This window comes from Streptomyces sp. NPDC014894 (assembly GCF_043080985.1).
Lineage (GTDB): Bacteria > Actinomycetota > Actinomycetes > Streptomycetales > Streptomycetaceae > Streptomyces.
In genome coordinates this window covers 177,281-203,021 of sequence record NZ_JBIBWD010000004.1, presented here as the reverse complement: position 1 = coordinate 203,021, position 25,741 = coordinate 177,281, and the positions used below count along the sequence as shown (strand labels likewise).

Annotated in this window: 23 protein-coding genes, 1 pseudogene and 1 riboswitch; of the genes and pseudogenes, 8 read left to right on the top strand and 16 right to left on the bottom strand. The window is 73.7% G+C overall.

The features are described 5' to 3' along the window. Positions 1 to 7 precede the first annotated feature (7 nt). Positions 8 to 808 (top strand): TetR family transcriptional regulator, encoded by an 801-nt coding sequence (locus ACF089_RS11860; RefSeq protein WP_392025145.1) that lies wholly within the window; start codon positions 8 to 10, stop codon positions 806 to 808. Positions 809 to 892: 84 nt separating this feature from the next. Here ACF089_RS11860 and ACF089_RS11855 read toward each other — a convergent pair whose 3' ends face one another. Then, on the bottom strand, positions 893 to 2,428 hold the full coding sequence (locus ACF089_RS11855) for a metallophosphoesterase (RefSeq protein WP_392025143.1): 1,536 nt from the start codon (positions 2,426 to 2,428) through the stop codon (positions 893 to 895). Between the two features lie 11 nt (positions 2,429 to 2,439). Then, positions 2,440 to 2,682 (bottom strand): SCO4848 family membrane protein, encoded by a 243-nt coding sequence (locus tag ACF089_RS11850; RefSeq protein ID WP_392025141.1) that lies wholly within the window; start codon positions 2,680 to 2,682, stop codon positions 2,440 to 2,442. On the opposite strand from ACF089_RS11850, the gene ACF089_RS11845 reads away from it, so the two are divergent. Beyond that, positions 2,621 to 4,087, top strand: a complete 1,467-nt coding sequence (locus ACF089_RS11845; RefSeq protein ID WP_392025139.1) for a D-alanyl-D-alanine carboxypeptidase — start codon at positions 2,621 to 2,623, stop codon at positions 4,085 to 4,087. The genes ACF089_RS11850 and ACF089_RS11845 overlap by 62 nt on opposite strands. 12 nt (positions 4,088 to 4,099) lie before the next feature. Here ACF089_RS11845 and ACF089_RS11840 read toward each other — a convergent pair whose 3' ends face one another. From ACF089_RS11840 to ACF089_RS11830, 3 genes are read right to left on the bottom strand one after another with little or no spacing between them, the layout of a single operon-like run. Further along, a complete protein-coding gene (locus tag ACF089_RS11840) occupies positions 4,100 to 5,107 on the bottom strand; it encodes a YihY/virulence factor BrkB family protein (RefSeq protein WP_392025138.1) in 1,008 nt (335 codons plus the stop codon). A 59-nt stretch (positions 5,108 to 5,166) separates the two neighbouring features. Continuing rightward, entirely contained in the window at positions 5,167 to 6,132 is a 966-nt protein-coding gene (locus tag ACF089_RS11835; protein ID WP_392025136.1) for a decaprenyl-phosphate phosphoribosyltransferase, read from the bottom strand. Then, positions 6,129 to 6,851, bottom strand: coding sequence for a phosphatase PAP2 family protein (locus ACF089_RS11830; RefSeq protein WP_392025134.1), 723 nt, complete (start codon positions 6,849 to 6,851; stop codon positions 6,129 to 6,131). The genes ACF089_RS11835 and ACF089_RS11830 overlap by 4 nt, the downstream gene beginning before the upstream one ends. 165 nt (positions 6,852 to 7,016) lie before the next feature. Between ACF089_RS11830 and ACF089_RS11825 the strand changes: the two genes are divergently transcribed. Both ACF089_RS11825 and ACF089_RS11820 read left to right on the top strand, forming a co-directional pair. Then, positions 7,017 to 8,405 carry an FAD-binding protein gene (locus ACF089_RS11825; RefSeq protein ID WP_392025132.1) on the top strand — a complete coding sequence of 463 codons (1,389 nt, stop codon included), beginning with the start codon at positions 7,017 to 7,019 and terminating at the stop codon, positions 8,403 to 8,405. A gap of 35 nt (positions 8,406 to 8,440) precedes the next feature. Continuing rightward, positions 8,441 to 9,196, top strand: a complete 756-nt coding sequence (locus tag ACF089_RS11820; RefSeq protein WP_392025130.1) for a decaprenylphospho-beta-D-erythro-pentofuranosid-2-ulose 2-reductase — start codon at positions 8,441 to 8,443, stop codon at positions 9,194 to 9,196. An 18-nt stretch (positions 9,197 to 9,214) separates the two neighbouring features. On the opposite strand, the gene ACF089_RS11815 is transcribed toward ACF089_RS11820, so the two are convergent. The 3 genes from ACF089_RS11815 to glyA form a co-directional block, all read right to left on the bottom strand. After that, positions 9,215 to 9,802 (bottom strand): 2'-5' RNA ligase family protein, encoded by a 588-nt coding sequence (locus ACF089_RS11815; protein WP_392025129.1) that lies wholly within the window; start codon positions 9,800 to 9,802, stop codon positions 9,215 to 9,217. Between the two features lie 166 nt (positions 9,803 to 9,968). Beyond that, complete coding sequence (trpS, locus tag ACF089_RS11810) at positions 9,969 to 11,009, bottom strand: tryptophan--tRNA ligase (protein ID WP_392025127.1); 1,041 nt, start codon at positions 11,007 to 11,009, stop codon at positions 9,969 to 9,971. A gap of 122 nt (positions 11,010 to 11,131) precedes the next feature. After that, the gene (gene glyA, locus ACF089_RS11805; protein ID WP_392025125.1) at positions 11,132 to 12,397 is read right to left on the bottom strand and encodes a serine hydroxymethyltransferase; all 1,266 of its coding nucleotides are present in this window, start codon (positions 12,395 to 12,397) and stop codon (positions 11,132 to 11,134) included. A 143-nt stretch (positions 12,398 to 12,540) separates the two neighbouring features. Beyond that, a riboswitch (ZMP/ZTP riboswitch) is annotated at positions 12,541 to 12,630 on the bottom strand. Between the two features lie 110 nt (positions 12,631 to 12,740). Between glyA and rocD the strand changes: the two genes are divergently transcribed. Further along, a complete protein-coding gene (rocD, locus tag ACF089_RS11800) occupies positions 12,741 to 13,949 on the top strand; it encodes an ornithine--oxo-acid transaminase (protein ID WP_392025124.1) in 1,209 nt (402 codons plus the stop codon). 146 nt (positions 13,950 to 14,095) lie between these two features. On the opposite strand, the gene ACF089_RS11795 is transcribed toward rocD, so the two are convergent. From ACF089_RS11795 to ACF089_RS11785, 3 genes and pseudogenes are all read right to left on the bottom strand, one after another. Then, on the bottom strand, positions 14,096 to 15,277 hold the full coding sequence (locus ACF089_RS11795) for a glutathionylspermidine synthase family protein (RefSeq protein WP_392025123.1): 1,182 nt from the start codon (positions 15,275 to 15,277) through the stop codon (positions 14,096 to 14,098). A 16-nt stretch (positions 15,278 to 15,293) separates the two neighbouring features. Beyond that, a complete protein-coding gene (locus tag ACF089_RS11790) occupies positions 15,294 to 15,575 on the bottom strand; it encodes a hypothetical protein (RefSeq protein ID WP_392025121.1) in 282 nt (93 codons plus the stop codon). A 177-nt stretch (positions 15,576 to 15,752) separates the two neighbouring features. Next, a pseudogene (locus tag ACF089_RS11785) lies at positions 15,753 to 17,186 on the bottom strand (PLP-dependent aminotransferase family protein); the annotation flags it as partial. A 47-nt stretch (positions 17,187 to 17,233) separates the two neighbouring features. Between ACF089_RS11785 and ACF089_RS11780 the strand changes: the two are divergent. The 3 genes from ACF089_RS11780 (at position 17,234) to ACF089_RS11770 (ending at position 20,350) form a co-directional block, all read left to right on the top strand. After that, positions 17,234 to 17,755, top strand: coding sequence for a carboxymuconolactone decarboxylase family protein (locus ACF089_RS11780; protein ID WP_392025119.1), 522 nt, complete (start codon positions 17,234 to 17,236; stop codon positions 17,753 to 17,755). Between the two features lie 149 nt (positions 17,756 to 17,904). Then, positions 17,905 to 18,636 carry an isocitrate lyase/phosphoenolpyruvate mutase family protein gene (locus ACF089_RS11775; protein WP_392025118.1) on the top strand — a complete coding sequence of 244 codons (732 nt, stop codon included), beginning with the start codon at positions 17,905 to 17,907 and terminating at the stop codon, positions 18,634 to 18,636. 247 nt (positions 18,637 to 18,883) lie between these two features. Next, on the top strand, positions 18,884 to 20,350 hold the full coding sequence (locus ACF089_RS11770) for an FG-GAP-like repeat-containing protein (RefSeq protein ID WP_392025117.1): 1,467 nt from the start codon (positions 18,884 to 18,886) through the stop codon (positions 20,348 to 20,350). A gap of 128 nt (positions 20,351 to 20,478) precedes the next feature. Here the strand turns inward: ACF089_RS11770 and ACF089_RS11765 are convergent, their stop codons facing one another. The 5 genes from ACF089_RS11765 to ACF089_RS11745 form a co-directional block, all read right to left on the bottom strand. After that, positions 20,479 to 21,039, bottom strand: coding sequence for a chloramphenicol phosphotransferase CPT family protein (locus ACF089_RS11765; protein WP_392025115.1), 561 nt, complete (start codon positions 21,037 to 21,039; stop codon positions 20,479 to 20,481). An 87-nt stretch (positions 21,040 to 21,126) separates the two neighbouring features. Then, a complete protein-coding gene (locus tag ACF089_RS11760; RefSeq protein WP_392025113.1) occupies positions 21,127 to 22,116 on the bottom strand; it encodes a malate dehydrogenase in 990 nt (329 codons plus the stop codon). Between the two features lie 395 nt (positions 22,117 to 22,511). Then, the gene (locus ACF089_RS11755; RefSeq protein ID WP_392025111.1) at positions 22,512 to 23,573 is read right to left on the bottom strand and encodes a helix-turn-helix domain-containing protein; all 1,062 of its coding nucleotides are present in this window, start codon (positions 23,571 to 23,573) and stop codon (positions 22,512 to 22,514) included. A gap of 373 nt (positions 23,574 to 23,946) precedes the next feature. Beyond that, positions 23,947 to 24,654 carry a DUF3017 domain-containing protein gene (locus tag ACF089_RS11750; protein WP_392025109.1) on the bottom strand — a complete coding sequence of 236 codons (708 nt, stop codon included), beginning with the start codon at positions 24,652 to 24,654 and terminating at the stop codon, positions 23,947 to 23,949. Between the two features lie 18 nt (positions 24,655 to 24,672). Beyond that, positions 24,673 to 25,542, bottom strand: a complete 870-nt coding sequence (locus ACF089_RS11745; RefSeq protein ID WP_392025107.1) for a bifunctional methylenetetrahydrofolate dehydrogenase/methenyltetrahydrofolate cyclohydrolase — start codon at positions 25,540 to 25,542, stop codon at positions 24,673 to 24,675. Positions 25,543 to 25,741 lie beyond the last annotated feature (199 nt).

Here is a 25,741-nt window from a genome sequence, read left to right as displayed (position 1 = left end):
CGGCACCGTGACGGACGTGCAGGCCCCCAAGAGCGCCCCCAAGAGCGAGCAGACCCGCACGCTCATCCTCGAGACGGCCCTGAGGCTGTTCCAGGAGAACGGTTACGACAAGACCACGATGCGGGCCATCGCCAAAGAGGCCGGCGTCTCGGTGGGGAACGCGTACTACTACTTCTCCTCGAAAGAGCACCTGATCCAGGGCTTCTACGACCGGATCGCCGCCGAGCACCGGGCGGCGGTCGGGCCCGTGCTGGAGAAGGAGACCCAGCTGGAGGCGCGCCTCGCCGGGGTGCTGCTCGCCTGGCTGGAGATCGCCGAGCCGTACCACGAGTTCGCGGCCCAGTTCTTCAAGAACGCGGCCGACCCGGAGAGCCCGCTCAGCCCCTTCTCCACCGAGTCGGAGCACGCCCGCGAGGAGGCCATCGCGGTCCATCGCGAGACGCTGGCCGGGGCGAAGACCAAGGTGCCCGCCGAACTGGCGGACGCCTTCCCCGAGCTGATGTGGCTCTCCCAGATGGGGCTGGTCCTCTACTGGGTCTTCGACCGCTCCGAGGGCCACGAGCGGAGCCGCCGCCTCGCCCAGCAGGGCGCCCGGCTCACCGCGCGGGGCATCGTCCTCGCCCGCTTCCGGGTGCTGCGCCCGCTCGTCCACGATGTGCACGAGCTGCTGACCGATCTGCTGCCGGGGATGGCCCAGTCGGTCGCGGTGCGCAAGCAGAACTCGGCGGCCGGGAAGAGCACCGCGCCGGCGCGCCGGAAGACCGCCGCGGCCCGGAAGAGGACCGCCGCGACGCCCCCGGCCGAGTAGCCCGCACGCCCGGGCCGGGGACGGTACGGGGTACGCGGCCCAGGAGTGCGCGCGGTACGGGCCTACGCGGGGCTTCGCGGCGGGTCAGGCCTCGCGGGAGGCGAGCTGGACGACGGTGATGTCGGAGGAGGCCCCGACCCGGACGGGCGGGCCCCAGGCCCCGGCTCCCCGGGTGACGTAGAGCTGGGTGTCCCCGTACCGCTCCAGCCCGGCGACGGTGGGATTGGCCAGCTCGGCGAGGTAGTTGCCGGGCCAGAGCTGTCCGCCGTGGGTGTGTCCGGAGAGCTGGAGGTCCACCCCGTGCTCGACGGCGTCGTGGATCACCACGGGCTGGTGGGCGAGGAGCACGGAGGCGCGGGCGGGGTCCCGGTCGCCGAGCGCCTTGGCGAAGTCGGGGCCCTCGCCGGTGGCCTCGCCCTCGATGTCGTTGACCCCGGCGAGGTCGAAGCCGTCGGCGATCTCGACCCGCTCGTTCTCCAGCGGCCGCAGCCCCAGTTCCCGGACATGGCCGACCCACTCGGCGGCGCCGGAGAAGTACTCGTGGTTGCCGGTGACGAAGAAGGAGCCGTGGCGGGCCCGGAGCTGGGTGAGGGGTTCGGCGGCCGGGCCGAGGTCGGCGACGCTGCCGTCGACCATGTCGCCGACGACGGCGACGAGGTCGGGCTGGGCGGAGTTGATGGCGTCGACGATCCGCTGGGTGTGGCCCCGGCCGAGGATCGGCCCGAGGTGGATGTCGCTGACGACGGCGATCCGGTAGCCGTGGGCCGAGCGCGGCAGCTTGGCGAGGGGCACGGTGACCCGTTTGACCCGGGGGCCGCGCAGAACGCCGTACGTGCCGTGGCCCACGGTCGCCAGCGCCGCGGCGGCGGCTCCGCCGCCCACCACCCGGGAGACGAAGAGCCGCCGGGAGACCGGCCGGGGCGCGGCGGTTTCGGGCACGGCCCCGGTCTCAAGGGCGGACCTGACGTCGTGACCGGCCCTGACCTCGTGGGCGGTCTTCACCTCGTGGGACGCCCCGGCCTCCTGGGCCTCGGTGTCGGCCGGGGCGGCGGCGGGGCCGCCGTCCGCGTCGCCGGGGGCCTGAGCCGGAGCATGGGCATGGGGCTGGGCCTGGGCGTGGGGCTGGGCCTGGGCCCGGGGCGCGAGCGCCGTCGCCGTGCCGTCCTCGCGGATCGTCCCGGCGGCGGTCGCCGCGGGCGGCCCGGCCGTCGTCGCGGCGGTCCCGCCGTCCGTCCCGGCGGGTCCGGGAGATCCGGCAGGCCCCTCCGGCACAGGCGGCGTCCCCGTCGCGACCGGAGGGGCCTTCCTCGTACGGCGCAGCCACACCGCCCGGACCGCCTCGCCGACCAGCAGCCACAGCACCAGATAGAGCAGGAGCGCCAGCCACAGATACCCGGGCCAGGCGAGGGTCTGCTCCAGTCGGAACGGGGCCCCGGCGCGGCCCGAGACCAGCGCTCCCACGGAGAACGCGGGCAGGACCCAGATCGCCGCGGTGCCGATCCGCCGGGCCGTGGAGCCGGGCCGGGCGGTGTCGCCGACGAGTCTGCGCCAGACGTACCAGTGCGCCCCCGCGAGCAGAGCGATCACCGCGATCATGACCAGCAGGACGACCACAATCACAGACAGCTCCCCTATTCTTCGCGCCGCAAGGCGCGAACCCCGCGCAACCCGATGACTCCGACAGCCGTCCCCAGAAGAAACGACGTGATGGCGAGAACCAGGTGGACCCAGAAGTATCCGGTCGGGTCCCCCGCGTCGTCGAACGCCAGCCCGCTGCCGTCCTGCCACAGGTTTTTGACGAAAGTGACCCAGATGAACCAGCTCCACACCCCGAAGGCGAGCAGGAACCAGGACACGGGGCGGCTGAGCTTCATCCACCCAGTATCAGGGGCCTCCCCGGACCGGGTCGCGCCGGGTGGGCTGTCCCGGCGGTCTTCTCGGCGCGCCATGAACCCGATAAGCATATTTTCTACTTTTCCCTGTACTTTCACGTCCGTGTCTGCTCTGAAGAAGACCGTGCGGAAGTCAGTGCTGACGGTCGCCGCCGCCTCGCTCCTGCCCCTCCTCCTCGTCGCCCCCGCCGTCGCGGACTCCCACGACGACAAGCCGAAGGGCAAGTCCAAGAGCACGTCACGGAAGCAGCCCAACCCCCCGGCCGCCATGTCCACCATCGGCGGCTCACTGCTCGGCAGGGCGGGCACCCAGGTCAGTCTCGGCGCGGGCGCGCCCGTGCTGCCCAAGGAGCTGAGCGGACGGTCCTGGATCGTCGCGGACGCGGAGAACGGCGATGTGCTCGCCGCGCACAACGCCCACTGGCGGCTCCCCCCGGCCTCCACCCTCAAGATGCTCTTCGCGGACACCCTGCTGCCCAAGCTGCCCAAGGCCACCACCCACAAGGTCTCCTCCGCCGAGCTGGAGAACGTCGGCCCCGGCAGCAGCCTGGTCGGGGTCAAGGAGGACCTCAGCTACTCGGTGCACGATCTGTGGCTCGGCGTCTTCCTGCGCTCCGGCAACGACGCGGTCCATGTGCTGTCGGCGATGAACGGCGGCATCGACAAGACCGTCGAGGACATGCAGGCGCACGCCGAGGAGCTGCAGGCCCTCGACACCCAGGTGGTGTCGCCGGACGGCTACGACGCCGCCGGCCAGGTCTCCTCCGCGTACGACCTGACGCTGATCGCCCGCAGCGGGATGCAGAAGAAGGACTTCCGCGAGTACTGCTCCACCGTCAGCGCCGAGTTCCCCGGCGAGATGGACGGCAAGAAGCGCGAGACCTTCGAGATCCAGAACACCAACCGCCTGCTCACCGGCGACTACGGGATCGAGCCGTACAAGGGCGTCGCGGGCGTCAAGAACGGCAACACCACCCACGCCGGGGCCACCTTCACCGGGGTCGCCGAGCGGAACGGCAAGGTGCTCCTGGTCACCGTGATGAACCCGGACTCGGACGAGAGCAACGCCGTCTACCGCGAGGCGGCGGACCTGTTCGACTGGGGCTTCGCGGCCTCCGGCAAGGTCACTCCCGTGGGCGAGCTGGTGGCCCCGCGATCCGCTCCGGACAAGGACACGGGGAAGGCCGGACCGGCCGTGAACGGGAACGGGGACGCGGACGGCGGGGCGGCCGGGGACGCCCCGGCGGTGAAGACGGCCTCCGCCGCGGACCGGAAGGAGACCTCCGGCGGTATGGGCACCGCGCTCGCGATCGCGGGCGGGGCGCTGATCGCGCTGGCGGCGGCGGTGTTCGTGGTCAACCGGCGCTGGCCCTCCCGGCGCGGCTGAGCCGACCGCGCGTCACGCCGCCGGGGCGGGCCCGCCGGCCCGGCCCGAGCGCCCCGGCAGCCCGGTCTCCGGCGGTTCCGTCCGTTCCGTCGGCGGCCCGGGCTCCTTCTCGCCGTCCTCCGCGTTCTCCGCGTCCTCCGCGTGCTCCCCGTCCTCCGCCTTCTCCGCGTCCGCGCTGCCCGTCGCCGTCCAGGCCGCGCAGTACAGCAGCAGCTTCGCGGTGAAGTTGATCCACAGCAGCAGCGCGATCGGCACCCCGAACGCCCCGTACAGACTCTTCGACGCGACCCCCTGCATATAGCCGCTGAGCAGGAGCTTCAGCAGTTCGAACCCGACCGCGCCGAGCAGCGCCGCCACCACCAGCCGGCGGCGCGGCGGGTGCACCCCGGGCAGCAGGGTCAGCAGATAGAGCAGCATCAGGAACGCGGCGGCGACCGCGATGGCGATGGCGGCCGCGGACAGCAGCACGCCCTCGACCCCGCCCTGGTCGATGCCGAGCCGGTCCGCGCTCCAGCCGACCGCCGAGGAGCCGAGCGCCGAGGCGGCGAGGGAGGCGAGCGCGGTCGCGCCCAGGCCGAGCAGAACGCCCGCGTCCTTGAGCTTGCGGAGGACCGGATTGCCCTCGTCCTCGTCGTCCAGACTCCAGACCGCCCGCAGACAGTCCCGCATCGAGCCGACCCAGCCGATGCCGGTGAACAGCAGCAGCGCGCCCGCGACCAGACCGACCGTACCCGCGTTGGCGACCAGCGAGCCGATGTCGAGCTGGTCGGAGATCCCGGGCACCTGGTCGCCGATCCGGTCCTGGAGATCGGCCAGCCGCTCCTGGCTGAGCAGCGCGGCGCCGATCGCCGCCGCGACGGTGATCAGCGGGAAGAGCGCGAGGAAGCTGAGGAAGGTGATGGCCGCGGCGAGCCGGGTCCAGTGCACCCGCTCCAGGGTCTCGTACGAGCGCCAGGCGTGGGTCCGCATCAGCCGGGCCAGCCAGGGGCCGGCGATCGGAATCCTTGTCAACCAGTCCATGGCGTACGCCTACCCTCCCTGCCCCGGTATGTGCCCCCCGCGTCCGAAGAAGCCACAGCTCACAAACCGGCCACCGCGAGCGCGTACATGGCCGCCCACACCAGGGCGATGACGGCGAGCGCCCGGTCGCGCAGCACCACGTCCTCCGGCTCGCCCGCCGTGCCCCGGTCGGCGAAGACCGCGTACCGCAGTACGGCGAGGATGAAGGCGATCATCGACAGCTGCCGCCAGGGCAGCAGGGCCGCGCCGTCCCCGCCGCCGCCCTCCAGCGCCCACAGACAGTAGGCGAGCACGGCCACGCCTGCGGCGAGCTGCCAGACGAACCGCAGATAGCCGGTGGTGTACTCAGTCAGCAGGGCCCGGGTCGCCCCGCCCGCGCCGGCCATCTGGACGGCTTCGGAATAGCGCTTGGCGGCCACCATGAAGAGCGCGCCGAAGCCGGTCGTGATCAGGAACCAGCGCGAGAGCGGGATGTCGAGCGCGACCCCGCCGATCATCGCCCGCATCAGAAAGCCCGTGGTGACGACGGCCATGTCGACCACGAGGACGTGTTTGAGCCAGACGCAGTAGGCGAACTGCATCGAGAGGTACGCGGTGAGCAGCGCGCCGGTCAGCGCGTTGCAGAAGGCGGCGGCCCCGGCGACCGCGACGGCGGCGAGCAGCGCGCCCGTCGCGTAGGCGACGGGTACGGGGACCTCGCCCGCGGCGACCGGGCGGCGGCACTTCACCGGATGGGCGCGGTCGGCCTCGGCGTCCCGGGCGTCGTTGACGAGGTAGACGGCGGCGGCGGCCGAGGTGAAGAGCAGGAAGACGACGGCGAGCCGGGCGGTGTTGTGGAGGGAGTCCAGCTCGCCGGCGGCGGCCGGGGCGGCGAGCACCAGCGCGTTCTTGACCCACTGCCGGGGGCGGGCGGACCGGAGCAGCCCGCCGGGCAGGGACCGGGGGCCGGGCGGCGGGGCGCCGTCCGGGGTGCGCCGCCGCCGGTCTTCGGGGCGGCCCAGCAGGGCGGTGGCGCGCTCGGTCATCGCGCCGCCCTCCGCCTCGGGCGGGGGCGTCCGGCGGTCGTCCGGGGTGCGCCGAGCCGGGCGGCGAGCCCGCCGAGCGCGATGCCCGCGGCCACGTCCGTCGGATAGTGCACGCCCGCCACCAGCCGTGACACGCACATGGCGGCGGCCAGGGCGGCCACCGCGGTCTCCCCCGCCGGGTACAGCGCGCCGTAGGCCACCGCGGCGGCGGCGGCCGAGGTCGCGTGCGAACTCGGGAAGGAGTACGGCCCCGCCGTCGGCACCAGCGGCCCGAGCCGCGCCGGGCCCGCGCCCCGGGCCTCGGGCGACGCGTCCGCGCGGGCGGCGGGCCGCTCCGGCGCGGTGTCCGGGACCGCCGGCCGGCGGAGAGCCGGAGGCGCCGGGCTCGGGCCCATGCCCGGGCGGCGGAGAATCGAAGGCACAGAGCGCGGCCGGCCGAGAGTCGAAGGCACCGGGCCCGGGCGCGGCCGGCGGAGGGTCCATTTGAGGCCGAGGCTGGCGAGATGGGCGGCGCCGACGACCGCGGTGGCGCGCAGCCAGGGCCCCCGGCGCTCCCGGTCGGCGGCGGCCCCGGCGAGTCCGGCCGCGAGCCAGAGGGCTCCGTGCTCGCCGGTGCGGGAGAGCGTCCGGGCGGCGGCCGCGACCCCCGGCCGGCGCCCGCAGTGGCGCAGCGCCGCGAGGAGTCGTCCGTCGGCCGCCGCGCAGTCGGCGTATCGCATGCGCCACCCCTTCCGATGAGCCCGGCCCGGCTCTCCGGGCGACTCTTCTGGGCGACCGCTCGACATTTCTCGCCATTCTTTGATGACACTCGTTTAATCACCCATTTCGGCGAGTCCACCAGGCACTCCAAAAATGTGGGCATACACGGCGATACGGTCGCAACCATGCCTGTCGAGAACCCTCTCCCCACCGCTCCCCCGGCCCCCGCCGACCCGTTCGTCTCCGTCAGCGGCTGGGGCCGCACCGCGCCCACCACCGCCTCCGTGCTGCGCCCCCGCACCCACGACGAGGCCGCCGCCGCCGTGCGCGCGTGGGGCGTGCGCGGCGGCATCGCCCGAGGGCTCGGCCGGGCCTACGGGGACGCGGCGCAGAACGCGGGCGGCACGGTCCTCGACATGACGGGTCTGCGGCGCGTGCACCGCCTGGACGGCGAGGCGGGGACGGTCGTCTGCGACGCGGGGGTGAGTCTGCACCGGCTGATGGAGGTGCTGCTGCCGCTCGGCTGGTTCGTCCCCGTGACCCCGGGCACCCGGCACGTCACCGTCGGCGGCGCGGTCGGCGCGGACATCCACGGAAAGAACCACCACGTCAGCGGCTCCTTCTCCCGCCATGTCGAGTCCTTGAGGCTGCTCACCGCCGACGGCACGGTCGTCACCGCCGTCCCCGGCGACGATCTCTTCGACGCGACCGCCGGCGGTATGGGCCTGACCGGGGTGATCCTCTCGGCGACCCTCCGGCTGCACCGGGTGGAGACCTCCCTGATGTGCGTCGACACCGAGCGCGCCACCGATCTGGACGACGCGATGGCCCGGATCGCCGCCACCGACCACCGCCACCGCTACTCGGTCGCCTGGATCGATCTGCTCGCGCCCGGCGCGGCGCTGGGCCGCGCGGTCCTCACCCGGGGCGACCACGCCCCCCTGGACGCGCTGCCCGCCCGGGCCCGCCGCGACCCGCTCGCCTTCCGCCCCGGACGGCTGCCCGCGCCCCCCGCCTTCGTACCGGGAGGGCTGCTGACCCGCACCACGGTCGCCCTGTTCAACGAGTTCTGGTACCGCAGGGCCCCCCGCTCCCGGACCGGCGGGCTCCAGCGGATCCCGGCGTTCTTCCACCCGCTGGACGCGGTGCCGCACTGGAACCGGATCTACGGCCGGGACGGATTCGTCCAGTACCAGTTCGTCGTCGGGCACGGCCGGGAGGAGACCCTGCGGCGGATCGTCCGGCGGATCGCCCGCCGGGGCTGCCCGTCCTTCCTCGCGGTCCTCAAACGGTTCGGCGAGTCCGACCCCGGCTGGCTCTCCTTCCCCGTGCCCGGCTGGACCCTGGCGCTCGACATCCCCGCCGGGCTCGGCGGTCTGGGCGCGTTCCTCGACGAGCTGGACGAGGAGGTGGCGGAGGCGGGCGGCCGGGTCTATCTCGCCAAGGACTCCCGGCTGCGCCCCGAGCTGCTCGCCGGGATGTATCCCCGGCTCGGGGACTTCCGCGCGCTGCGGGCCCGGCTGGATCCGCGCGGGGTCTTCGCCTCCGACCTCTCCCGCCGGCTCGCCCTGTGAGCCCCGCACCCCCTCACGTACAGGAGCAGTCAGTCATGAAGGACGCCTTCGGCACCCCGCAGTCCCTGCTCGTCCTCGGCGGCGCCTCGGAGATCGGGCTCGCGATCGCCCGCCGGCTGATCGCCCGCCGCGCCCGTACGGTCTGGCTGGCCGGACGGCCCTCGGCCGAGCTGGAGGCCGCCGCCGAGGGGCTGCGCGCGCTCGGCGCCGAGGTCCGTACGGCGGCCTTCGACGCGCTGGACCCGGCCGCCCACGAGGAGACGCTGGGCAAGATCTTCGCCGAGGGCGACATCGATCTGGTGCTGCTCGCCTTCGGCGTCCTGGGCGACCAGGCGAACGACGAGGGCGATCCCCCGGCGGCGGTGCGGGTCGCGCAGACCAACTACACGGGCGCGGTGTCCGCCGGGCTCATCTCGGCGGCGGCGCTCCAGAACCAGGGGCACGGCTCCCTGGTGGTGCTCTCCTCCGTCGCGGGCGAGCGGGCCCGGCGCACCAACTTCATCTACGGCTCCAGCAAGGCCGGCCTCGACGCCTTCGCGCAGGGGCTGGGGGACGCGCTGTACGGGACGGGCGTCCATGTGATGGTCGTACGCCCCGGATTCGTGCGCACCCGGATGACGGCGGGGCTGCCCGAGGCGCCCCTGGCCACCACGCCCGAGGCGGTCGCCGCCGCCGTGGAGCTGGGGCTGCGCCGCCGTTCGGAGACGGTGTGGGTGCCGGGGGCGCTGCGGCCGGCGATGGCGGCGCTGCGGCATCTGCCGCGCCCGCTGTTCCGCCGGCTGCCGCTCTGAGGAGCGGTCCTCGGCCGGTCAGCCGGTGAAGGGGGCGGAGGCGGGCCGGTCCGCCGGGGAGCCCTGCGCGGGCACCGAGCCGCCGCCCCCGAAGGCGTACGAGTTGAGCTTCCGCCAGACGCTGTCCTCGCCCTGCTCGTAGAGCGAGAAGGAGGCGCAGGTCCACGCCGCCTCGAAGTCGGCCAGCTCCTCGTACGCCCGGTCCATGGCGTCCTCGGCGATGCCGTGGGCGACGGTGACATGCGGGTGGTACGAGAACTGCAGCTCGCGCACCAGCGGCCCGGAGGCGTCCCGGACCCGCTTCTGGAGCCAGGAGCAGGCCGCCGCGCCCTCGACGATCTGCACGAAGACGACCGGGGAGACCGGCCGGAAGGTCCCGGTCCCGCTGAGCCGCATGGGGAACGGCTGCACTCCCCGGGCGACCTCGGCGAGGTGCGCCTCGACGGCGGGCAGCAGCCCGGGGTCGGCCTCCGTGGGCGGCAGGAGGGTGACATGGGTGGGAATGCCGTGGGCGGCGGGATCCCCGAAGCTCGCGCGCCGCTCCTGGAGCAGGCTGCCGTAGGGCTCCGGGACCGCGATCGAAACGCCGAGCGTGACGGTCCCCACGTCGTTCTCCTTCACACTTCGGGTGGGCGGTGACACCCATCGGACGATTCGGCCCCGCCGGAACGGGAACCGTACAGCCGCCAGTGTGGCGGCTGTACGGCCTGTGTGGCCAGAGGCGTTGGACACAGCGGAACGGGGCCGCGAGGCCCCATACTGGAGGGCTCGCTCAGTGCTTGGCCGGCAGGAGGCCCACTCTGTCGTATGCCGTGGCCAGCGTCTCGGCGGCCACCGAGCGGGCCTTCTCGGCCCCTTGGGCGAGCACCGAGTCCAGTGTCCCGGGGTCGTCCAGATACTCCTGCGTACGGGTGCGGAACGGCGTGACGAACTCCACCATCACCTCGGCGAGGTCGGTCTTGAGCGCCCCGTACATCTTCCCCTCGTACTCCTTCTCCAGCGCGGCGACCGTGGTGCCGGTGAGGGTGGAGTAGATGGTGAGGAGATTGCTGACGCCGGGCTTGCCGACCGGGTCGAAGCGGATGACGGTGTCGGTGTCGGTGACCGCGCTCCTGACCTTCTTGGCGGTCGCCTTCGGCTCGTCGAGCAGATTGATCAGGCCCTTGGGCGTGGAGGCCGACTTGCTCATCTTGATCGCCGGGTCCTGGAGGTCGTAGATCTTCGCGACCTCCTTGACGATGTGCGGCGCGGGGACGGTGAAGGTGTCCCCGAAGCGGGTGTTGAAGCGCTCGGCGAGGTCGCGGGTCAGCTCGATGTGCTGGCGCTGGTCCTCGCCGACCGGGACGGCGTCGGCCTGGTAGAGCAGGATGTCCGCGACCTGGAGGATCGGATAGGTGAAGAGTCCGACGGTGGCCCGGTCCGCGCCCTGCTTGGCCGATTTGTCCTTGAACTGGGTCATCCGGGACGCCTCGCCGAAGCCGGCCAGACAGTTCATCACCCAGCCGAGCTGGGCGTGCTCGGGCACATGGCTCTGGATGAAGAGGGTGCAGCGGTCGGGGTCGAGACCGGCGGCGAGCAGCTGCGCGGCGGCGAGCCGGGTGTTGGCCCGCAGCTCGGCCGGATCCTGCGGCACGGTGATCGCGTGCAGGTCCACGACCATGTAGAACGCGTCGTGGGTCTCCTGAAGCGCCACGTACTGGCGGATCGCTCCGAGGTAGTTCCCGAGGTGGAACGAGCCGGCGGTGGGCTGGATGCCGGACAGGGCTCGGGGACGGGGGGGCTCGGCGGAGCCATGCAGACGGTCTTGGGCCATGCGCGCCATTGTCTCAGGTGCGGAAGAGCGCTCCGTGCGCCGGTGGGGCCGTCCGCCGGGACGGCGTGGCGCGGCGGCCCTCCCGGGGGCCCGTCCGGGCGGGCGGGCCCCCGGGGCGCGGGTCAGCCGGGCAGCCCCGGGGCGGGGTGTGCGGCCATCAGTTCGGCGACCTCCCGGCGGATCGCGGCCAGCGCGTCCTCGTCGCCGGAGCCGGCCGCCCGGACGCCCCGGTCGATCCAGTCGGCGACGGCGGACATCCGGTCCGTGCCCAGTCCGCGCGAGGTGAGGGCGGGGGTGCCGATGCGGATGCCGGAGGGGTCGAAGGGCTTCCTCGGGTCGTAGGGGACGGCGTTGTGGTTGACGACGATCCCGGCCCGGTCCAGGGCCTTGGCGGCGACCTTGCCGGGGACCTTTCTGGAGGTGAGGTCCATGAGGATCAGATGGTTGTCGGTGCCGCCGGAGACCAGGTCGAAGCCCCGGGCGAGCAGCTCGTCGGCGAGCGCGCGGGCGTTGGCGACGACGGCGTGGGCGTACTCCCGGAAGGCGGGCGAGGCCGCTTCGTGGAGGGCGACCGCGATGGCGGCGGTGGTCTGGTTGTGCGGTCCGCCCTGGAGCCCGGGGAAGACGGCCCGGTCCAGCGCCCTGGCGTGCTCCTCGCGGGACATCAGCATCGCGCCGCGCGGGCCGCGCAGGGTCTTGTGGGTGGTCGTGGAGATCACATCGGCGTACGGCACGGGCGAGGGGTGCGCGCCGCCCGCGATCAGTCCGGCGATATGGGCGACGTCGGCGACCAGGACCGCGCCGGACTCCCGGGCGATCTCCGCGTAGGCGGCGAAGTCGATGGTCCGGGGGACGGCGGTGCCGCCACAGAAGATGATCTTCGGTCGTTCCTTGAGGGCCAGCTCGCGGACCTCGTCGAGATCGACCAGGCCGGTGTCCCTGCGCACGCCGTACCCCACCCCCCGGAACCAGGTGCCGGTGGCCGAGACGCCCCAGCCGTGGGTGAGGTGGCCGCCCATGGGCAGCGACATGCCCAGCACGGTGTCGCCGGGCTCGGCGAAGGCGAGATGGACGGCGAGATTGGCCGGGGATCCGGAGTAGGGCTGCACATTGGCGTGCTCGACGCCGAAGAGGTCCTTGGCGCGGGCGACGGCGAGCCGCTCGACCCGGTCGATGTTCTGCTGGCCCTCGTAGTAGCGGCGGCCCGCGTATCCCTCGCTGTACTTGTTCTGGAGGGCGGTGCCGGAGGCCTCCAGCACCGCGCGGGAGACATAGTTCTCGCTGGCGATCATGCGGAGGGTCTCCGCCTGGAGCCGCTCCTCGGCGAAGACCAGCTCGGCCAGCTCGGGGTCGGCGGCGAAGAGGGCGGGGTGGGGTCGGTCGGTCATGGTGTCCTCCGGGTCCTCGTGACGACAGGGTCCCCGGGGGCGGCCCGGACGGCTGTCCGGCGGCGCTCCCGGGCGGTCGCCGGGACGCCTTCCACGATTCCCGCCACGGGCAGGGCGGTCGGCGCCCGGAAACGACCGGGTGGCCGGGACACCCAGGCGGGCGGTGTCTCGTCTGCTCCTGCGGGCACGGCTCCACCGCGGTCGGTCCGCGTACGCCAGTCGCCGTGCGTACCGTCCACCTTAGAGCCTCGGAGGTTTCCCCGTGCGGCGCGCGAGCGACGATAGGAACAGGGGCAACACCCCGCCCCGCGCCCGATGCCTGTGTCCACCGAACGGAGATCCCGTGTCCGCATCGACGAACGCCATCGCCGCAGCCGAGGCCCACAGCGCGCACAACTACCATCCGCTCCCCGTCGTCATCGCCTCCGCCGAGGGCGCGTGGATGACCGATGTCGAGGGGCGGCGTCATCTCGATCTGCTCGCCGGATACTCGGCGCTCAATTTCGGCCATGGCAACCGCCGGCTGATCGAGGCGGCGAAGGCCCAGCTGGACCGGGTCACCCTCACCTCGCGCGCCTTCCACCACGACCGGTTCGCCGACTTCTGCACCCGGCTGGCCGAGCTGTGCGGCATGGAGACGGTGCTGCCCATGAACACCGGCGCGGAGGCGGTGGAGACGGCGGTGAAGACCGCCCGCAAGTGGGGGTACCGGGTCAAGGGCGTCCCCGAGGGCCTGGCGAAGATCGTGGTCGCGGCGGACAACTTCCACGGCCGGACGACGACGGTGATCAGCTTCTCGACGGACCCGGAGGCGCGGGCGGACTTCGGCCCGTACACCCCCGGGTTCCAGATCGTGCCGTACGGCGATCTCACCGCGATGAGCGCGGCGATGACGGCGGAGAACACCGTGGCGGTGCTGCTGGAGCCGATCCAGGGCGAGGCCGGGGTGCTGGTGCCGCCCGCGGGCTATCTGGAGGGGGTGCGCCGGCTGACCCGTGAGCGGAACGTGCTGTTCGTCGCGGACGAGATCCAGTCGGGTCTCGGCCGGACCGGCCGGACCTTCGCCTGTGAGCACGAGGGCGTGGTCCCGGACATGTATCTGCTGGGGAAGGCGCTGGGCGGCGGGGTGGTGCCGGTGTCGGCGGTGGTCTCCTCGCGGGAGGTGCTCGGGGTCTTCCGGCCCGGGGAGCACGGTTCGACCTTCGGCGGCAATCCGCTGGCCTGCGCGGTGGCGCTGGAGGTGATCGCGATGCTGAACACCGGCGAGTACCAGCGGCGCGCCGAGGAGCTGGGCGACCATCTCCACCGCGAGCTGGGACTGCTGGCCGGTACGGGGGCGGTGCGCGCGGTGCGCGGGCGCGGTCTGTGGGCGGGGGTGGACATCGACCCGGCGCGCGGCACCGGCCGGGAGATCTCCGAGCGGCTGCTGGAGCGGCGGGTGCTGGTCAAGGACACCCACGGCTCGACGATCCGGATCGCCCCGCCGCTGACGATCTCCAAGGAGGATCTGGACTGGGGGCTGGACCAGCTGCGGGCGGTGCTGTCGGACTGAGGGGCGCTGTGGGACCGAGGGCGGGGCGGGGGCCCGTACCGGCGGGGTACGGGCCAGGGCCCGGATCGCGCCGGTACGGGCCAGGGCCCGGATCGCGCCGTGTCGGACCCGGGCCCGGACCCGGACCCGGATCGCGATCGCGATCGCTAGAGGATCACATGGGGCAGAAAGCGCGCGTACTCGTCCGTGATCAGGTCCGCGGACTCGCGGATCCCCAGTCCCGCCGCCTCGTCCTCGACCACCCAGGCGCCGAGCACCACCCGGTTGCCGTCGAAGTCGGGCAGCGGGGCCAGCTCCTGGTAGCAGCACGGTTCGTCGCGTTGTACGGGGGCGTGCCCCGGCTCGTGGACGGTGACGCCCGCGCCCTCGCGGCCGAGCAGCGGCTTGGCCACATAGCCGCGCTCGGCGGCCAGTTCGCGGGGGCCGTCGAGATAGGCGGGGAGCAGGTTCGGATGGCCCGGATACAGCTCCCAGAGGACGGCGAGCAGCGCCTTGTTGGAGAGGAGCATCTTCCAGGCGGGCTCGATCCAGCAGGTGGTGCCGGTGCCGCCGCCGTTGTCCAGGGTGTCCAGGACATGCGGTCCGAAGCGGTCGGTGGCCAGCCACTCCCAGGGGTAGAGCTTGAAGCAGGAGCGGATGAAGCGCAGCCGGTCGTCGACGAACCGCCCGGAGAGCCGGTCCCAGCCGATCTGTTCCACCGAGAGCGCCTCGGTGTCGAGTCCGGCCTGCTGGGCGGTCTCGCGCAGATAGGCGACGGTCATCAGATCCTCGCCGAGTTCGTCCCCGTCGGAGTGGGCGAAGTGCAGCGGTCCCGGCGGCAGCAGCGGCGCCTGTCGCCTCCAGGCGGCCACCAGCCGTTCGTGGAGCGAGTTCCACTGGTCGGCGCCGGGGAAGCGCTCCTCCATCCAGAACCACTGCGGGCTGGCGGCCTCCACCAGCGAGGTGGGGGTGTCGGCGTTGTACTCCAGCATCTTGGCCGGGCCCGTGCCGTCGTAGCGCAGATCGAACCGGCCGTATATCGAGGGAAGTTCGGCCCTGCGGCGCCAGGACTCGGATATCAGCCCGGCGAGCCTCGGGTCGGTGACGCCGAGATCGGCGAAGCGGTCCCGCTCCACGATGTGCGCGGCGGCGGCGAGGCACATGGCGTGGAGTTCCTCGACGACCTCCTCCAGCGCCTCGACCTCGGGGAGGGAGAACTCGTAGTAGGCGCTCTCGTCCCAGTAGGGGCGCAGCGAGCCGTCGGGGTGGCGGGTGAGCGGATAGACGCAGCCCTGCTCCTCGACCGTCTCCTGCCAGCCGGGGCGGGGCTCGATGGTGTGACGTTTCATCGGCTGTCGTCCGGGCTCAGCCGCCGCCGGAGCCGGAGCCGGAGCAGCCGAAACCGCCCCGGTCGACGGCCGACTTGTCGAAGCTGCCGCCCTCGACCGTGCCGCCCTTGACCTTGCCGCCGTAGTAGTGGGAGCCCTTGCCGCTGGAGGAGTCGCACTCGTAGCCGGGGAGGTTCTCGTAGGTCGACCGGTCGGCGCACCGCTTGTCGGGATCGGACCCGCAGGAGGTGATCGTCAGCGCCAGTAGGCCCATGCCGCCGAGCACCACCGTGCTCGACCTCAGTCTGCGTCGCGCCATCAGCCGGCCGCCCCCGTTCGAAAAACACACTGTTGTGGAAAGGTGCTGAAACGCCGACAGACTAGTGGTCATCGCACCCACTCCGTCCCACGGCCCCCTCCAGACCCGTCGAACACTTCACGCCAGAGCGCGGTCCGACGGTTCCGCCGGTCCGGCCGACGCGCCGGAGCCCGGTCCCGGCAGCGCCCGGCAGAGCGCGTCCAGCGCGCCCGCCCACGCGCTGTCGGGCGGGGTGCCGTATCCGACCACCAGCGCGTCCCGGCCGCCGGGGACGCCGGGGTGCCGGAAGCGGGAGAGGCCCTCCACGGCCAGCCCCCGGCGGGCCGCCTCCCGGACCACGGCGGCCTCGGCGCCGTCGGAGAGTTCGAGGACCGCGTGCAGCCCGGCCGCGATACCGCTGACCCGCACCCCGGGCGCGCGCTCCGCGAGCGCGGCCACCAGCTGGTCCCGGCGGCGGCGGTAGCGCAGCCGCATCCCCCGTACATGACGGTCGTACGCGCCCGAGGCGATGAATTCGGCCAGCGTCAGCTGCTCCAGGGAGCTGGACGTCCACTCCGCCCCGCCGTACGGGGCCTTGGCGCGGAGCACCTCGTCGGTCAGCTCCCGGGGCAGCACCATCCAGCCCAGCCGGAGCCCCGGCGCGAGCGCCTTGGCGGCGGTGCCCAGATAGACCACCCGGTCCGGGTCGAGCCCCTGGAGCGCGCCCACCGACCGGCGGTCGTAGCGGAACTCGCCGTCGTAGTCGTCCTCCAGGACCAGCGCGCCCCTGGCCCGCGCCCAGTCCACCACGGCCGATCGCCGGTCGGGGTGGAGCGGCGAACCCATCGGGAACTGGTGGGCCGGGGTGAGCAGCACCGCCCCGGCCGCGCGCGGCATATCCCGCTCCCCGCCGACCCGGGTGCCCCGCGCGTCGAAGGGGAGCGCGGGGGTGCGCAGCCCCTGGCCGGCGAGGATCTCCCGGTGCGGACCGAGCCCGTACGACTCGACGGCCAGCGCGCGCACCCGGCGGGCCCGCAGCACCTGGCCCAGCAGCGTGAGCCCGTGGGCGAAGCCCGCGCAGACCACGATCCGGTCGGGGTCCGCGCGCACGCCGCGCACCCGGGCCAGATAGCCGGCGAGCGCGGTGCGCAGCTCGATCCGCCCGCGCGGGTCGCCGTAGCCGAAGGCGTCGTTGGGGGCGGCGGTCAGGGCGCGGCGGGACGCCCTGAGCCACTCGGCGCGGGGGAAGGCGGCGAGGTCGGGGGAGCCCGCGAGCAGGCTGTGGCGGGGGCCCGGGCGGGTGGCGCGGGCGGTGGGCGGGGCGGCCGGACCGGCTGCCGGGGAGGGGCCGCCGGACCGGGGCGCGACTCGGGTCCCGGAGCCCTGGCGGGCGGTGAGCCAGCCCTCGGCGACGAGTTCGGCGTAGGCGTCGGCGACGGTGTTGCGGGCGACGCCGAGATCGGCGGCGAGCGTGCGGGAGGACGGCAGCCGGGCGCCGGGGGCGAGCCGGCCGCCGCGTACGGCCTCGCGCAGCGCGTCCGTCAGACCGGCGCGCAACCGGGGCCCGCGCAGCTCCAGATGGAGGTCCGCGCCCGCGCCGTCCATCCGCGAAGTGGCCCAGGAATCCGACATGGGAATGGACCATACCCGTGTGCCACCCCGGGGTTAGGTTCGTGGTCATGAGCACTGAGACCGACGAGCAGAGCAGCGGACGCAACCCCGAGCACTCCCCCCGGCTGCGCTGGATGGAGCTGGTCCCCGACGTCTACCGGGCCATGGCGCAGCTGGCCGCCGCCGCCCGCGAGGGCCTCGATCCGCTGCTCCTGGAGCTGGTGCAGATCCGGGCCTCGCAGCTGAACCGCTGCGCCTTCTGCATCGACATGCACACCAAGGACGCGCTGGCGGCCGGCGAGTCGGTGGAGCGGATCGTCCAGCTCTCCGCGTGGGAGGAGTCCCGGCACTTCTACACGGCCCGGGAGATCGCCGCGATCGAGCTGACCGAGGCGGTCACCGTCCTCACCGACGGGTTCGTCCCGGACGGGGTGTACGAGCGGGCGGCGCGGGAGTTCGAGGAGCCGGAGCTGGCCCGGCTGATCGCCGCGATCACGGTGATCAACGCCTGGAACCGGTTCCAGGTGACCACCCGGGCGGTGCCGGGCCACTACACGCCGGGGTCCCGGCGGCAGCGGCACACCCACTGAAGCGTCCGCCCCCGCCCGTACCGGAGAGTCGCGTACGCGGAACAGCCGCGCGCGGAACCGCCGTGCGGGAGAAACGCCGTACGCCGAAATGCCGTACGCCGAACCGCCGTGCGCGGAGTGCCGCCGTACGGAGAGAGAAGAGCCACGCCGTGTCCGTCGAGATCTTCCGTTCCCTGCACCACGACCGCGCCCCGGGCGATCCCCTGGTCCTGCCGGGGCCCTGGGACGCGGCCGCCGCCCGCGCCTTCGCCGACGCGGGCTTCGAGGCGCTCGCGACGCCGAGCGCGGGGGTGGCGGCCTCCCTCGGGTACGAGGACGGCGACACCCCGGCCGGGGAGATGTTCGCCGCCGTCGCCCGGATCGTCCGCTCGGTGGACGTGCCGGTCTCGGCGGACGTCGAGGCCGGGTACGGGCTCTCCGCGAAGGAGCTGGTGGCCCGGCTGCTGGAGACGGGCGCGGTGGGCTGCAATCTGGAGGACTCCCGCGCGGGGGCGCTCCAGGACCCCGGGCGGCACGCCGACTGGCTGGCGGAGGTACGGGCGGAGGCGGGCGGGTCCCTGTTCGTCAACGCGCGGATCGACTCGTTCCTGCGCGGGGTCGCGGATCCGGCGGAGGGGGCCGCCCGGGCCCGGCTGTACGCGGCGGCGGGCGCGGACTGCGTCTATCCGATCATGATGCCGCCCGAGCATCTCCCGCTGCTGAGCGAGGCGGCCCGGATCCCCGTCAACGCGGCCCCGCGCCCGGGCGACGGCCGGTCCCCGGCGGAGCTGGGCCGGCTGGGCGCGGCCAGGATCACCTTCGGCCCGTATCTCCAGCGCCGGGCGGCGGGCGCGGTGCGGGAGATCGCGGAGAGGCTGCGGGCGGGGGATCTCGTCGGCTGAGGGGGGCGTGGGCGGGGTCCGGACCCCGGGGCCAGGGGCCGGACCCTGGCCCGGATCAGGGTCCGGATCAGGATCGGGTCAGGGTCCGGACCGCGAGGGCGGGATCGGGTGCGCCCCGGGACGGTGGCGGAAAACCGGGGGCAACCCTTCCGGAGCCTCGTGGGTCAAGCAGGGGCGTGGCCCGTCTCCCGTGCGGGCCGCGCGCTCACCCCCCTCGCCCCTCCCACGCCCCCAATGAGGTCCGATCGTGAACTCACGCCGTGTGTCCCGTGGTCTGAAACTGGTCGCGCTCGCGGTCGCCGGCACCCTGACGGCTCCGGCGGCCTTCGCCGACACCGGCGACCCCGGACCCGTCGGCCGGATCGCCGCCGAGACCCGGGCCCCGGAGCCGACCGAGGACTTCGACGGCGACGGGTACCAGGACCTCGCCGTCGCCGCGCCGCTCGCGACCGTCGACGGCAAGAAGCGGGCGGGCTATGTGTCGGTGCTGTACGGCTCCCCGTCGGGCCTGCGGCTGGAGAGCAAGCAGATCATCCACCAGGACACCCCGGGGATACCCGGCCGGGCCGGAGCCGGCGACGCGTACGGCACGGCGCTGGCCGCCGCCGACCTCAACGAGGACCGGTACGCGGATCTCGTCGTCGGCTCCCCGAACGAGGACGCGAACGCCGACGGCACCCTCTCGGTGATCTGGGGCGGCCCCGACGGGCTCGCGGGCGGGGCGATTCTGCTCGACGGCTCGGAGCGGCGCTCGGGCAGCCATATCGTCACCGGCGACTTCGACGGCGACGGCGGCTCCGACGTGGCGACCACCGGCCACGGCGACGAACTCTGGCTGCTGTCGGGCCCCTTCGGCCGGGAGGGCTCCCCCACCCGCACCTCGCGGGTGCCGAACCAGCGCGACGAGCGGATGGTGGAGCTGGCCGCGGGCGATCTGAACCGCGACGGGATCACCGACATCGCCGGACTCCAGGGGTACGGGGAGCAGACCACCCCCGAGCTGATGCACTGGAAGGGCACCCGCCAGGGGCTGGCCTCCCCCGCGTACGTCAGCGGGTTCGGGCGCACCACCGTGCGCGGCGAGAGCCTGGACATCGGCGATGTGAACAAGGACGGCTTCGAGGACATCGTCGTCGGCCACACCCGGGCGTACGCCCATGAGCCGGCCCTCCCCACCGGCGGCAAGATCACCTATGTCCCGGGCTCGGCCGGCGGCCCGGCGGGCGCGAAGGCCCGCGACCTCCACCAGGACGCCGCCGGGATGCCGGGCGGCGCGGGGCCGCTGGACGCCTTCGGCACGGCGGTCTCCATCGGCGACGCCGACGGCGACGGGTACGGGGACGTCATGGTCGGCGCCACCGGCAAGGACGCGCCCGACCAGGAGCGCTCCGGCGCGGTGCTCGCCCTGCGCGGCACCGCCGGCGGGCCGACCGGCGAGGGCGCGCGCACCTTCTTCCAGGGGAACGCGGGAGTGCCCGGCACCGCCGAGCCCGCCGACGGATTCGGCGCCGCCACCAAGCTCGTCGACTCCAACGGCGACGGCCTCTCGGAGCTGGCCGCCACCGCCCCGGGCGAGAACTCCTTCAACGGCGCGGTCTGGGTCTTCACCTCCACGGCGGACGGTGTCAGCGCCGAGGGAGCCTTCGCCTACGGCCCCGTGACCCTGGGCACAGTCCCCGCCGGCGGCCGCTTCGGCCTCGCCTACCCGAACTGATCCCCGGCTCTCCCCTCCACCGCCCGGCCCCGCGTCCACCGGCTGATCCCCACGTAAACCGGCCGGCCCCCGCCCCCGCGCCGGTCGGTCCCCGTCCCCCCGGGCCGCCGCCGTCCGGCGCGGGACGGTCAGCCCTCGACGGGTTCCGCCTCCCACGAGCGGAGCCTGGTGAAGGCCGTCGGCCGGGGCGCCAGCGGCAGGAACTCCTTGATCCGCCGGGCGCACTCCTCGGGCGGGTCGACGCCGCTGTCGCACTCGATGTCGTACACCCCGTGCGCGTGCACCCGGTCGAACTGCTGGGCGGCGAGCCCAACGGGCCGGTCGCCCCGGGCCCGTTCGCGCCGCTCCAGCTCCGCCAGGGAGCAGTGGACGCCGACCAGGACGACGTCCTCGGGGACGAAGAGGTCCAGACAGTCCCGCAGCCGCCACGGCCGGCTCAGCACATGGTCCACCACGACGTTGTTGCCCGCCGCGGCCATTCCCGCGACCGCCCGGTGATAGCCCCGCCAGGTCCGTTCGAGCAGCCGCTCCATCCGGTCCGGCGGGTACTCCTGGCGGGTGCGCATCGCGTGGAAGGCGTCCACGGGCATGTGGAAGTACGGCTCGTCCAGGGTGCGCAGCAGTTCCCGGGCGATGCTCGACTTACCCGAGCTGGTCGTTCCGTTCAGAAAGACGATCCGTCCGCCCACGGCGGCCTCCCGGAGTCCAGGCGCGACGCACACCGCCCCCGGGCGCCGAAGCGGCCGGGGGCGGGCGATACGCGGGGTGTGTGCGGATCAGAGGAGGCCGAGGGCGCGCACCGCGTCGCGCTCCTCCGCCAGCTCGCGCACGGAGGCGTCGATGCGGGCGCGGGAGAACTCGTTGACGTCCAGGCCCTGGACGATCTCGTACCGGCCGTCCTTGGCGGTCACCGGGAAGGAGGAGATCAGGCCCTCGGGGACGCCGTACGAACCGTCCGACGGGATGCCCATCGAGGTCCAGTCGCCGTCCGCCGTGCCGTTGACCCAGGTGTGGATGTGGTCGATGGCCGCGTTGGCCGCCGAGGCGGCGGAGGACGCGCCGCGGGCCTCGATGATCGCCGCGCCGCGCTTGGCGACGGTCGGGATGAAGGTGTCCGCGAGCCAGGCCTCGTCGTTGACGACCTCGGCCGCGTTCTTGCCCGCGATCTCCGCGTGGAAGATGTCGGGGTACTGGGTCGCCGAGTGGTTGCCCCAGATCGTCAGGCGCTTGATGTCGGAGACGGTGGAGCCCGTCTTCGCGGCCAGCTGCGAGAGGGCGCGGTTGTGGTCGAGGCGGGTCATCGCGGTGAAGCGCTCGGCCGGTACGTCCGGGGCGGCGGCCTGGGCGATCAGCGCGTTGGTGTTGGCCGGGTTGCCCACGACGAGCACCTTGACGTCGTCCGCCGCGTGGTCGTTGATGGCCTTGCCCTGCGGCTTGAAGATGCCGCCGTTGGCCTCCAGCAGGTCACCGCGCTCCATGCCCTTGGTCCGCGGGCGGGCGCCGACAAGCAGGGCCACATTGGCGCCGTCGAAGGCGACGTTGGGGTCGTCGGTGATGTCGATGCCGCGCAGCAGCGGGAACGCGCAGTCGTCCAGCTCCATGGCGGTGCCCTGGGCCGCGCCCAGCGCCGGGGTGATTTCGAGCAGGCGCAGCTTGACCGGCACATCCGGGCCGAGCAGGTGGCCCGAGGCGATGCGGAAGAGCAGCGCGTAGCCGATCTGGCCGGCCGCGCCGGTCACGGTGACGTTGACGGGAGTGCGGGTCATGGCGATCTCCGTAAGACAGCTGGCGGTGGGGGTCCCTGCCCCGGGTCCGGGACGCCCCTTCCCACCCCTCACGAATCCCTGCGATCCCGAACGGAAGTGCGACTCCGTGACGGATTCCCAGGACGACTCTCAAGACGAATCTTGATGTGAAGAGACATCCAGCGGTCAGGCTATCCGACCCCGCAGGCCGGTGACCGTCGGCCCCTTGTGGCGCGGCTCACGCCCGTGCTCCCGCTCCGGAGCCGCCCGGTCCGGCCCGCCCGCCCCGGGTGTGCGCGGACCTCGGCGCCGGCCGGCCTCATGAGCGTGGACGGGACCCCGGAACCGGTCGCCGTCCGCGCGGCCCGGCCCAGGTCGCCGTCACCGGTCCGGGCGGACCCGCGCGCCCGCCGGCCTCACTGGTCCGTGCAGACCTTCGCGCCCGTCGCCTTCACCGTCGCGCACGCCGTCGCCTTCGTTCCCTCGGCGACGGCCGTCATCGGGGTGAACGCGTCGTTGTCGGCGTTCACCAGGCCGTTCTGGCTGCCCTTGCCGCCGACGCTGATCTCCACCGTGTCGCCGGGCGCCGCCTGGGTGATGCGGGCCCAGGCGGCCCGGCACACCTCGCTGTAGCGGACCTCGATCTTCGCCGTGCCGGCGGCGGCGGTCGAGACGGTCTTGGCGAACTCGCCGCCGCAGCCCATCACCTGCGGGTCCCCGCCCGCGCACTTCTCGCCGGAGCACTTCACGCCGTCGGGCAGCGCCGAGGCGCTCGCGGAGGCGGACGGCTTCGGCTCGGCGACGGGCTTCGGCTTGTCGCCGCCCCCGCCGAGGTCGGTCAGCAGCACGGCCGCGGCGACCACGGCCAGCGCGCCCACCACTCCGCCGAGGAACATGAGGGCCTTGCGACTGTTGCCGCCGGACGCGGCGCGGCCGCCGCCGTTCTGGCCCGAGTGGCGGCCGCTGTGCGACGGAGCCGGCCGGCGCCGGCCGGGCCCCGCGGCGTGACCGGGTCCGGCCGGTCCCACGGCCTGCTCCAGCTGGTCCTTGTACGGGGGCCAGGCGGCGACGCGGTCCGGCCCGGGGTCGGCCGTACGGCTCTGGGGGCCGCCGGAGCCCGGACCCGACGCGCTCGGGGCGTCCTCGCCGAGGGCGGCCCGGGCCTGGGAGATCCGTATCTGCTCCATGGTCCGGTCGTGGCGCGCCTCCGCCCGGCTCCAGGCCCGTTCGGCCAGCTCCCACATGGTGGTGAGATGGATCGGGCTGGTGCCGGTCACCTCGGCCAGCGCGACGACCGCTCCCTTGGGCGCGAGGATCCGCCCGTTGAGATAACGCTCCCAGGACGTCTTGCTGTAGCCGGTGTGGTCCGACACCGCGGCGATGCTGAGCCCACTGCGGTCGACGAGCCGACGCAACTGCTCGGCGAACTCACGGACTTCCGGATCCAAATCCTCCGGAAGCGCCTTCCAGCGAGCCATGGTGTTTCCCCTTTGTCCCCCGAACGCGGATGCCGCGACCCGCGCCCGTCCACCCTCGCGCCGTCCGGTGCCGACAGATCGGACCATCCGATGAGATGCGCGGGTCCAGGATGTCAGCTTCTGACACCGGCGTGCACGGGAGCATCCGGGACGGCGCACGCGCTCCTTGTGCGCCCCATCTCGGCCGCCGCCACAGTGTGCCATTCGCGACAGGACGATCACACCGCGACGGAATGGTCACTTCCGTGCCACAGGCCACACCCGTCCCTTGAGTCGGGAGGGGCGCACGGACGACTCTGGCTCACACGGACGACGCCCGCCCTTCCTCGGGGGAAAGGGCGGGCGTCTCCGGAACGAACCGCTGGTGAACGCGCTACTCCCGGAACGTGAAGCGGACCACGTCCTCCAGGAACGGCAGCTCCAGCCAGGGCTCCGGCTGCACCAGCAGCGCGAGCAGGGTGATGGCGCCGCCCAGCAGTCCGTACGTCAGCAGATCGGTGAAGCGCGACCGCACGGCGAGCATGCCGACCGACGGCAGGATCCGGCGGAGCGCGGCCCCGGTGAGCAGACCCGCGCCGACCAGGAGCGCGCCGATCCGGAACGCCTGCGCGAACGGGTCGAGGCCGACGATCAGCAGACCGGCGCCGACCAGCGCCAGCACCGTGAGCAGCGGCCACTGGCGCGCGGGGGCGGGGGCGTCCCCGGGCGCGGCCCGGCCGCCGCCCTCGGGGCGCGCGGTGTCCGTGGTGAGGGACGGCGGCCGTCGCCGCGGGGACGAGCCGCCGGCCCCGGGCTCGGACCCGGACCCGGACTGTGACTCAGACCCGGACTGTGACTCAGACCCGGGCTCGGGCCCGGGCTCCGACTGGGACTCGGCCCCGGGCTCCGTGTCGGGCCCGGGCTCCTGCTTCCGGCCCGCGCGCGCCTCGGGGGCCGGTCCCGCGGCGGCCCCGGGCTCCGCCGTGGGCCCGGGAGCCGGTTCGGGGGTTCCGCCGGAGGCGGCCGCCGGTTCGGGCTTGCGGGCGCGCCCCGCCGAGGCGCCGCCCTCCACCTCTTGGTCGTCGTTCATCCGTACGCCCATGAGGGCAGCCTCTCTCCGTCAGCCCGCCGCGCCGAGACCCGCCGCGCGTTCCGCCGCCTCGACCACATTGACCAGCAGCTGCGCACGGGTCATCGGGCCGACGCCGCCCGGGTTCGGGGCCACCCAGCCCGCCACCTCGGCGACGCCCGGGTGGACGTCCCCCACGATCTTGCCGTTCTCGTCCCGGCTGACGCCCACATCGAGCACCACCGCGCCCGGCTTCAGATCCTCGGGCTTGATCAGATGCGGCACCCCCGCCGCCGCGACGACGATGTCCGCCCGCTTCAGATGCGCGGCGAGGTCACGCGTACCCGTGTGGCACTGCGTCACCGTCGCGTTCTCGGACTTACGGGTCAGCACCAGCGGCATCGGCCGCCCGATGGTGATCCCGCGCCCGACCACGACCACATGCGCGCCCTTGATCTCCACACCGTGGTGACGGAGCAGCCGGACGATCCCGTACGGGGTGCAGGGCAGCGGGCCCTCGATCCCGAGCACCAGCCGGCCGAGGCTCATCGGGTGCAGCCCGTCCGCGTCCTTGGCCGGGTCCATCAGCTCCAGCACCCGGTTGGCGTCGATGCCGTCGGGGAGCGGCAACTGCACGATGTAGCCGGTGCAGTCGGGGTTCTCGTTCAGCTCCCGGACGACCGCCTCGATCTCTTCCTGGGTGGCGGTGGCGGGCAGTTCGCGCTGGATCGAGGCCAGCCCGACCTGCGCGCAGTCACGGTGCTTGCCGTTGACGTACCAGCGGCTGCCCGGGTCGTCCCCGACCAGCAGGGTCCCGAGACCGGGCGTCACTCCCTTCGCCTTGAGGGCCGCCACGCGGGCGGTCAGTTCCGATTTGATCGCGGCTGCGGTGGCCTTGCCATCGAGAATCTGGGCGGTCATGGACACATCCTGGCGGATGGACCCGCCCCGGTTCCAATCCCGCCCGCGCCCGGCCCTCCCGTAAGCCTCCCGCATCCGCCCCGGCGGTACGCGAACGGTCCCGCCCGCCCCTTCCCACCGCGTCCCGATGACCGGAACCAGAGGTTGCACTTGCACAACACCTTGGGATACCGACTGGACAAAAAGTCAGCGCTAATAC

Excerpts from the sequence above, each read along its gene's own strand:
- ACF089_RS11845 (WP_392025139.1), top strand. The coding sequence starts at position 2,621 with ATGAACCAGCTCCACACCCCGAAGGCGAGCAGGAACCAGGACACGGGG.
- ACF089_RS11850 (WP_392025141.1), bottom strand. The coding sequence starts at position 2,682 with ATGAAGCTCAGCCGCCCCGTGTCCTGGTTCCTGCTCGCCTTCGGGGTG.
- ACF089_RS11840 (WP_392025138.1), bottom strand. The coding sequence starts at position 5,107 with ATGGACTGGTTGACAAGGATTCCGATCGCCGGCCCCTGGCTGGCCCGG.
- ACF089_RS11835 (WP_392025136.1), bottom strand. The coding sequence starts at position 6,132 with ATGACCGAGCGCGCCACCGCCCTGCTGGGCCGCCCCGAAGACCGGCGG.
- ACF089_RS11830 (WP_392025134.1), bottom strand. The coding sequence starts at position 6,851 with ATGCGATACGCCGACTGCGCGGCGGCCGACGGACGACTCCTCGCGGCG.
- ACF089_RS11825 (WP_392025132.1), top strand. The coding sequence starts at position 7,017 with ATGCCTGTCGAGAACCCTCTCCCCACCGCTCCCCCGGCCCCCGCCGAC.
- ACF089_RS11820 (WP_392025130.1), top strand. The coding sequence starts at position 8,441 with ATGAAGGACGCCTTCGGCACCCCGCAGTCCCTGCTCGTCCTCGGCGGC.
- trpS (WP_392025127.1), bottom strand. The coding sequence starts at position 11,009 with ATGGCCCAAGACCGTCTGCATGGCTCCGCCGAGCCCCCCCGTCCCCGA.
- glyA (WP_392025125.1), bottom strand. The coding sequence starts at position 12,397 with ATGACCGACCGACCCCACCCCGCCCTCTTCGCCGCCGACCCCGAGCTG.
- ACF089_RS11795 (WP_392025123.1), bottom strand. The coding sequence starts at position 15,277 with ATGAAACGTCACACCATCGAGCCCCGCCCCGGCTGGCAGGAGACGGTC.
- ACF089_RS11790 (WP_392025121.1), bottom strand. The coding sequence starts at position 15,575 with ATGGCGCGACGCAGACTGAGGTCGAGCACGGTGGTGCTCGGCGGCATG.
- ACF089_RS11780 (WP_392025119.1), top strand. The coding sequence starts at position 17,234 with ATGAGCACTGAGACCGACGAGCAGAGCAGCGGACGCAACCCCGAGCAC.
- ACF089_RS11760 (WP_392025113.1), bottom strand. The coding sequence starts at position 22,116 with ATGACCCGCACTCCCGTCAACGTCACCGTGACCGGCGCGGCCGGCCAG.
- ACF089_RS11755 (WP_392025111.1), bottom strand. The coding sequence starts at position 23,573 with ATGGCTCGCTGGAAGGCGCTTCCGGAGGATTTGGATCCGGAAGTCCGT.
- ACF089_RS11750 (WP_392025109.1), bottom strand. The coding sequence starts at position 24,654 with ATGGGCGTACGGATGAACGACGACCAAGAGGTGGAGGGCGGCGCCTCG.
- ACF089_RS11745 (WP_392025107.1), bottom strand. The coding sequence starts at position 25,542 with ATGACCGCCCAGATTCTCGATGGCAAGGCCACCGCAGCCGCGATCAAA.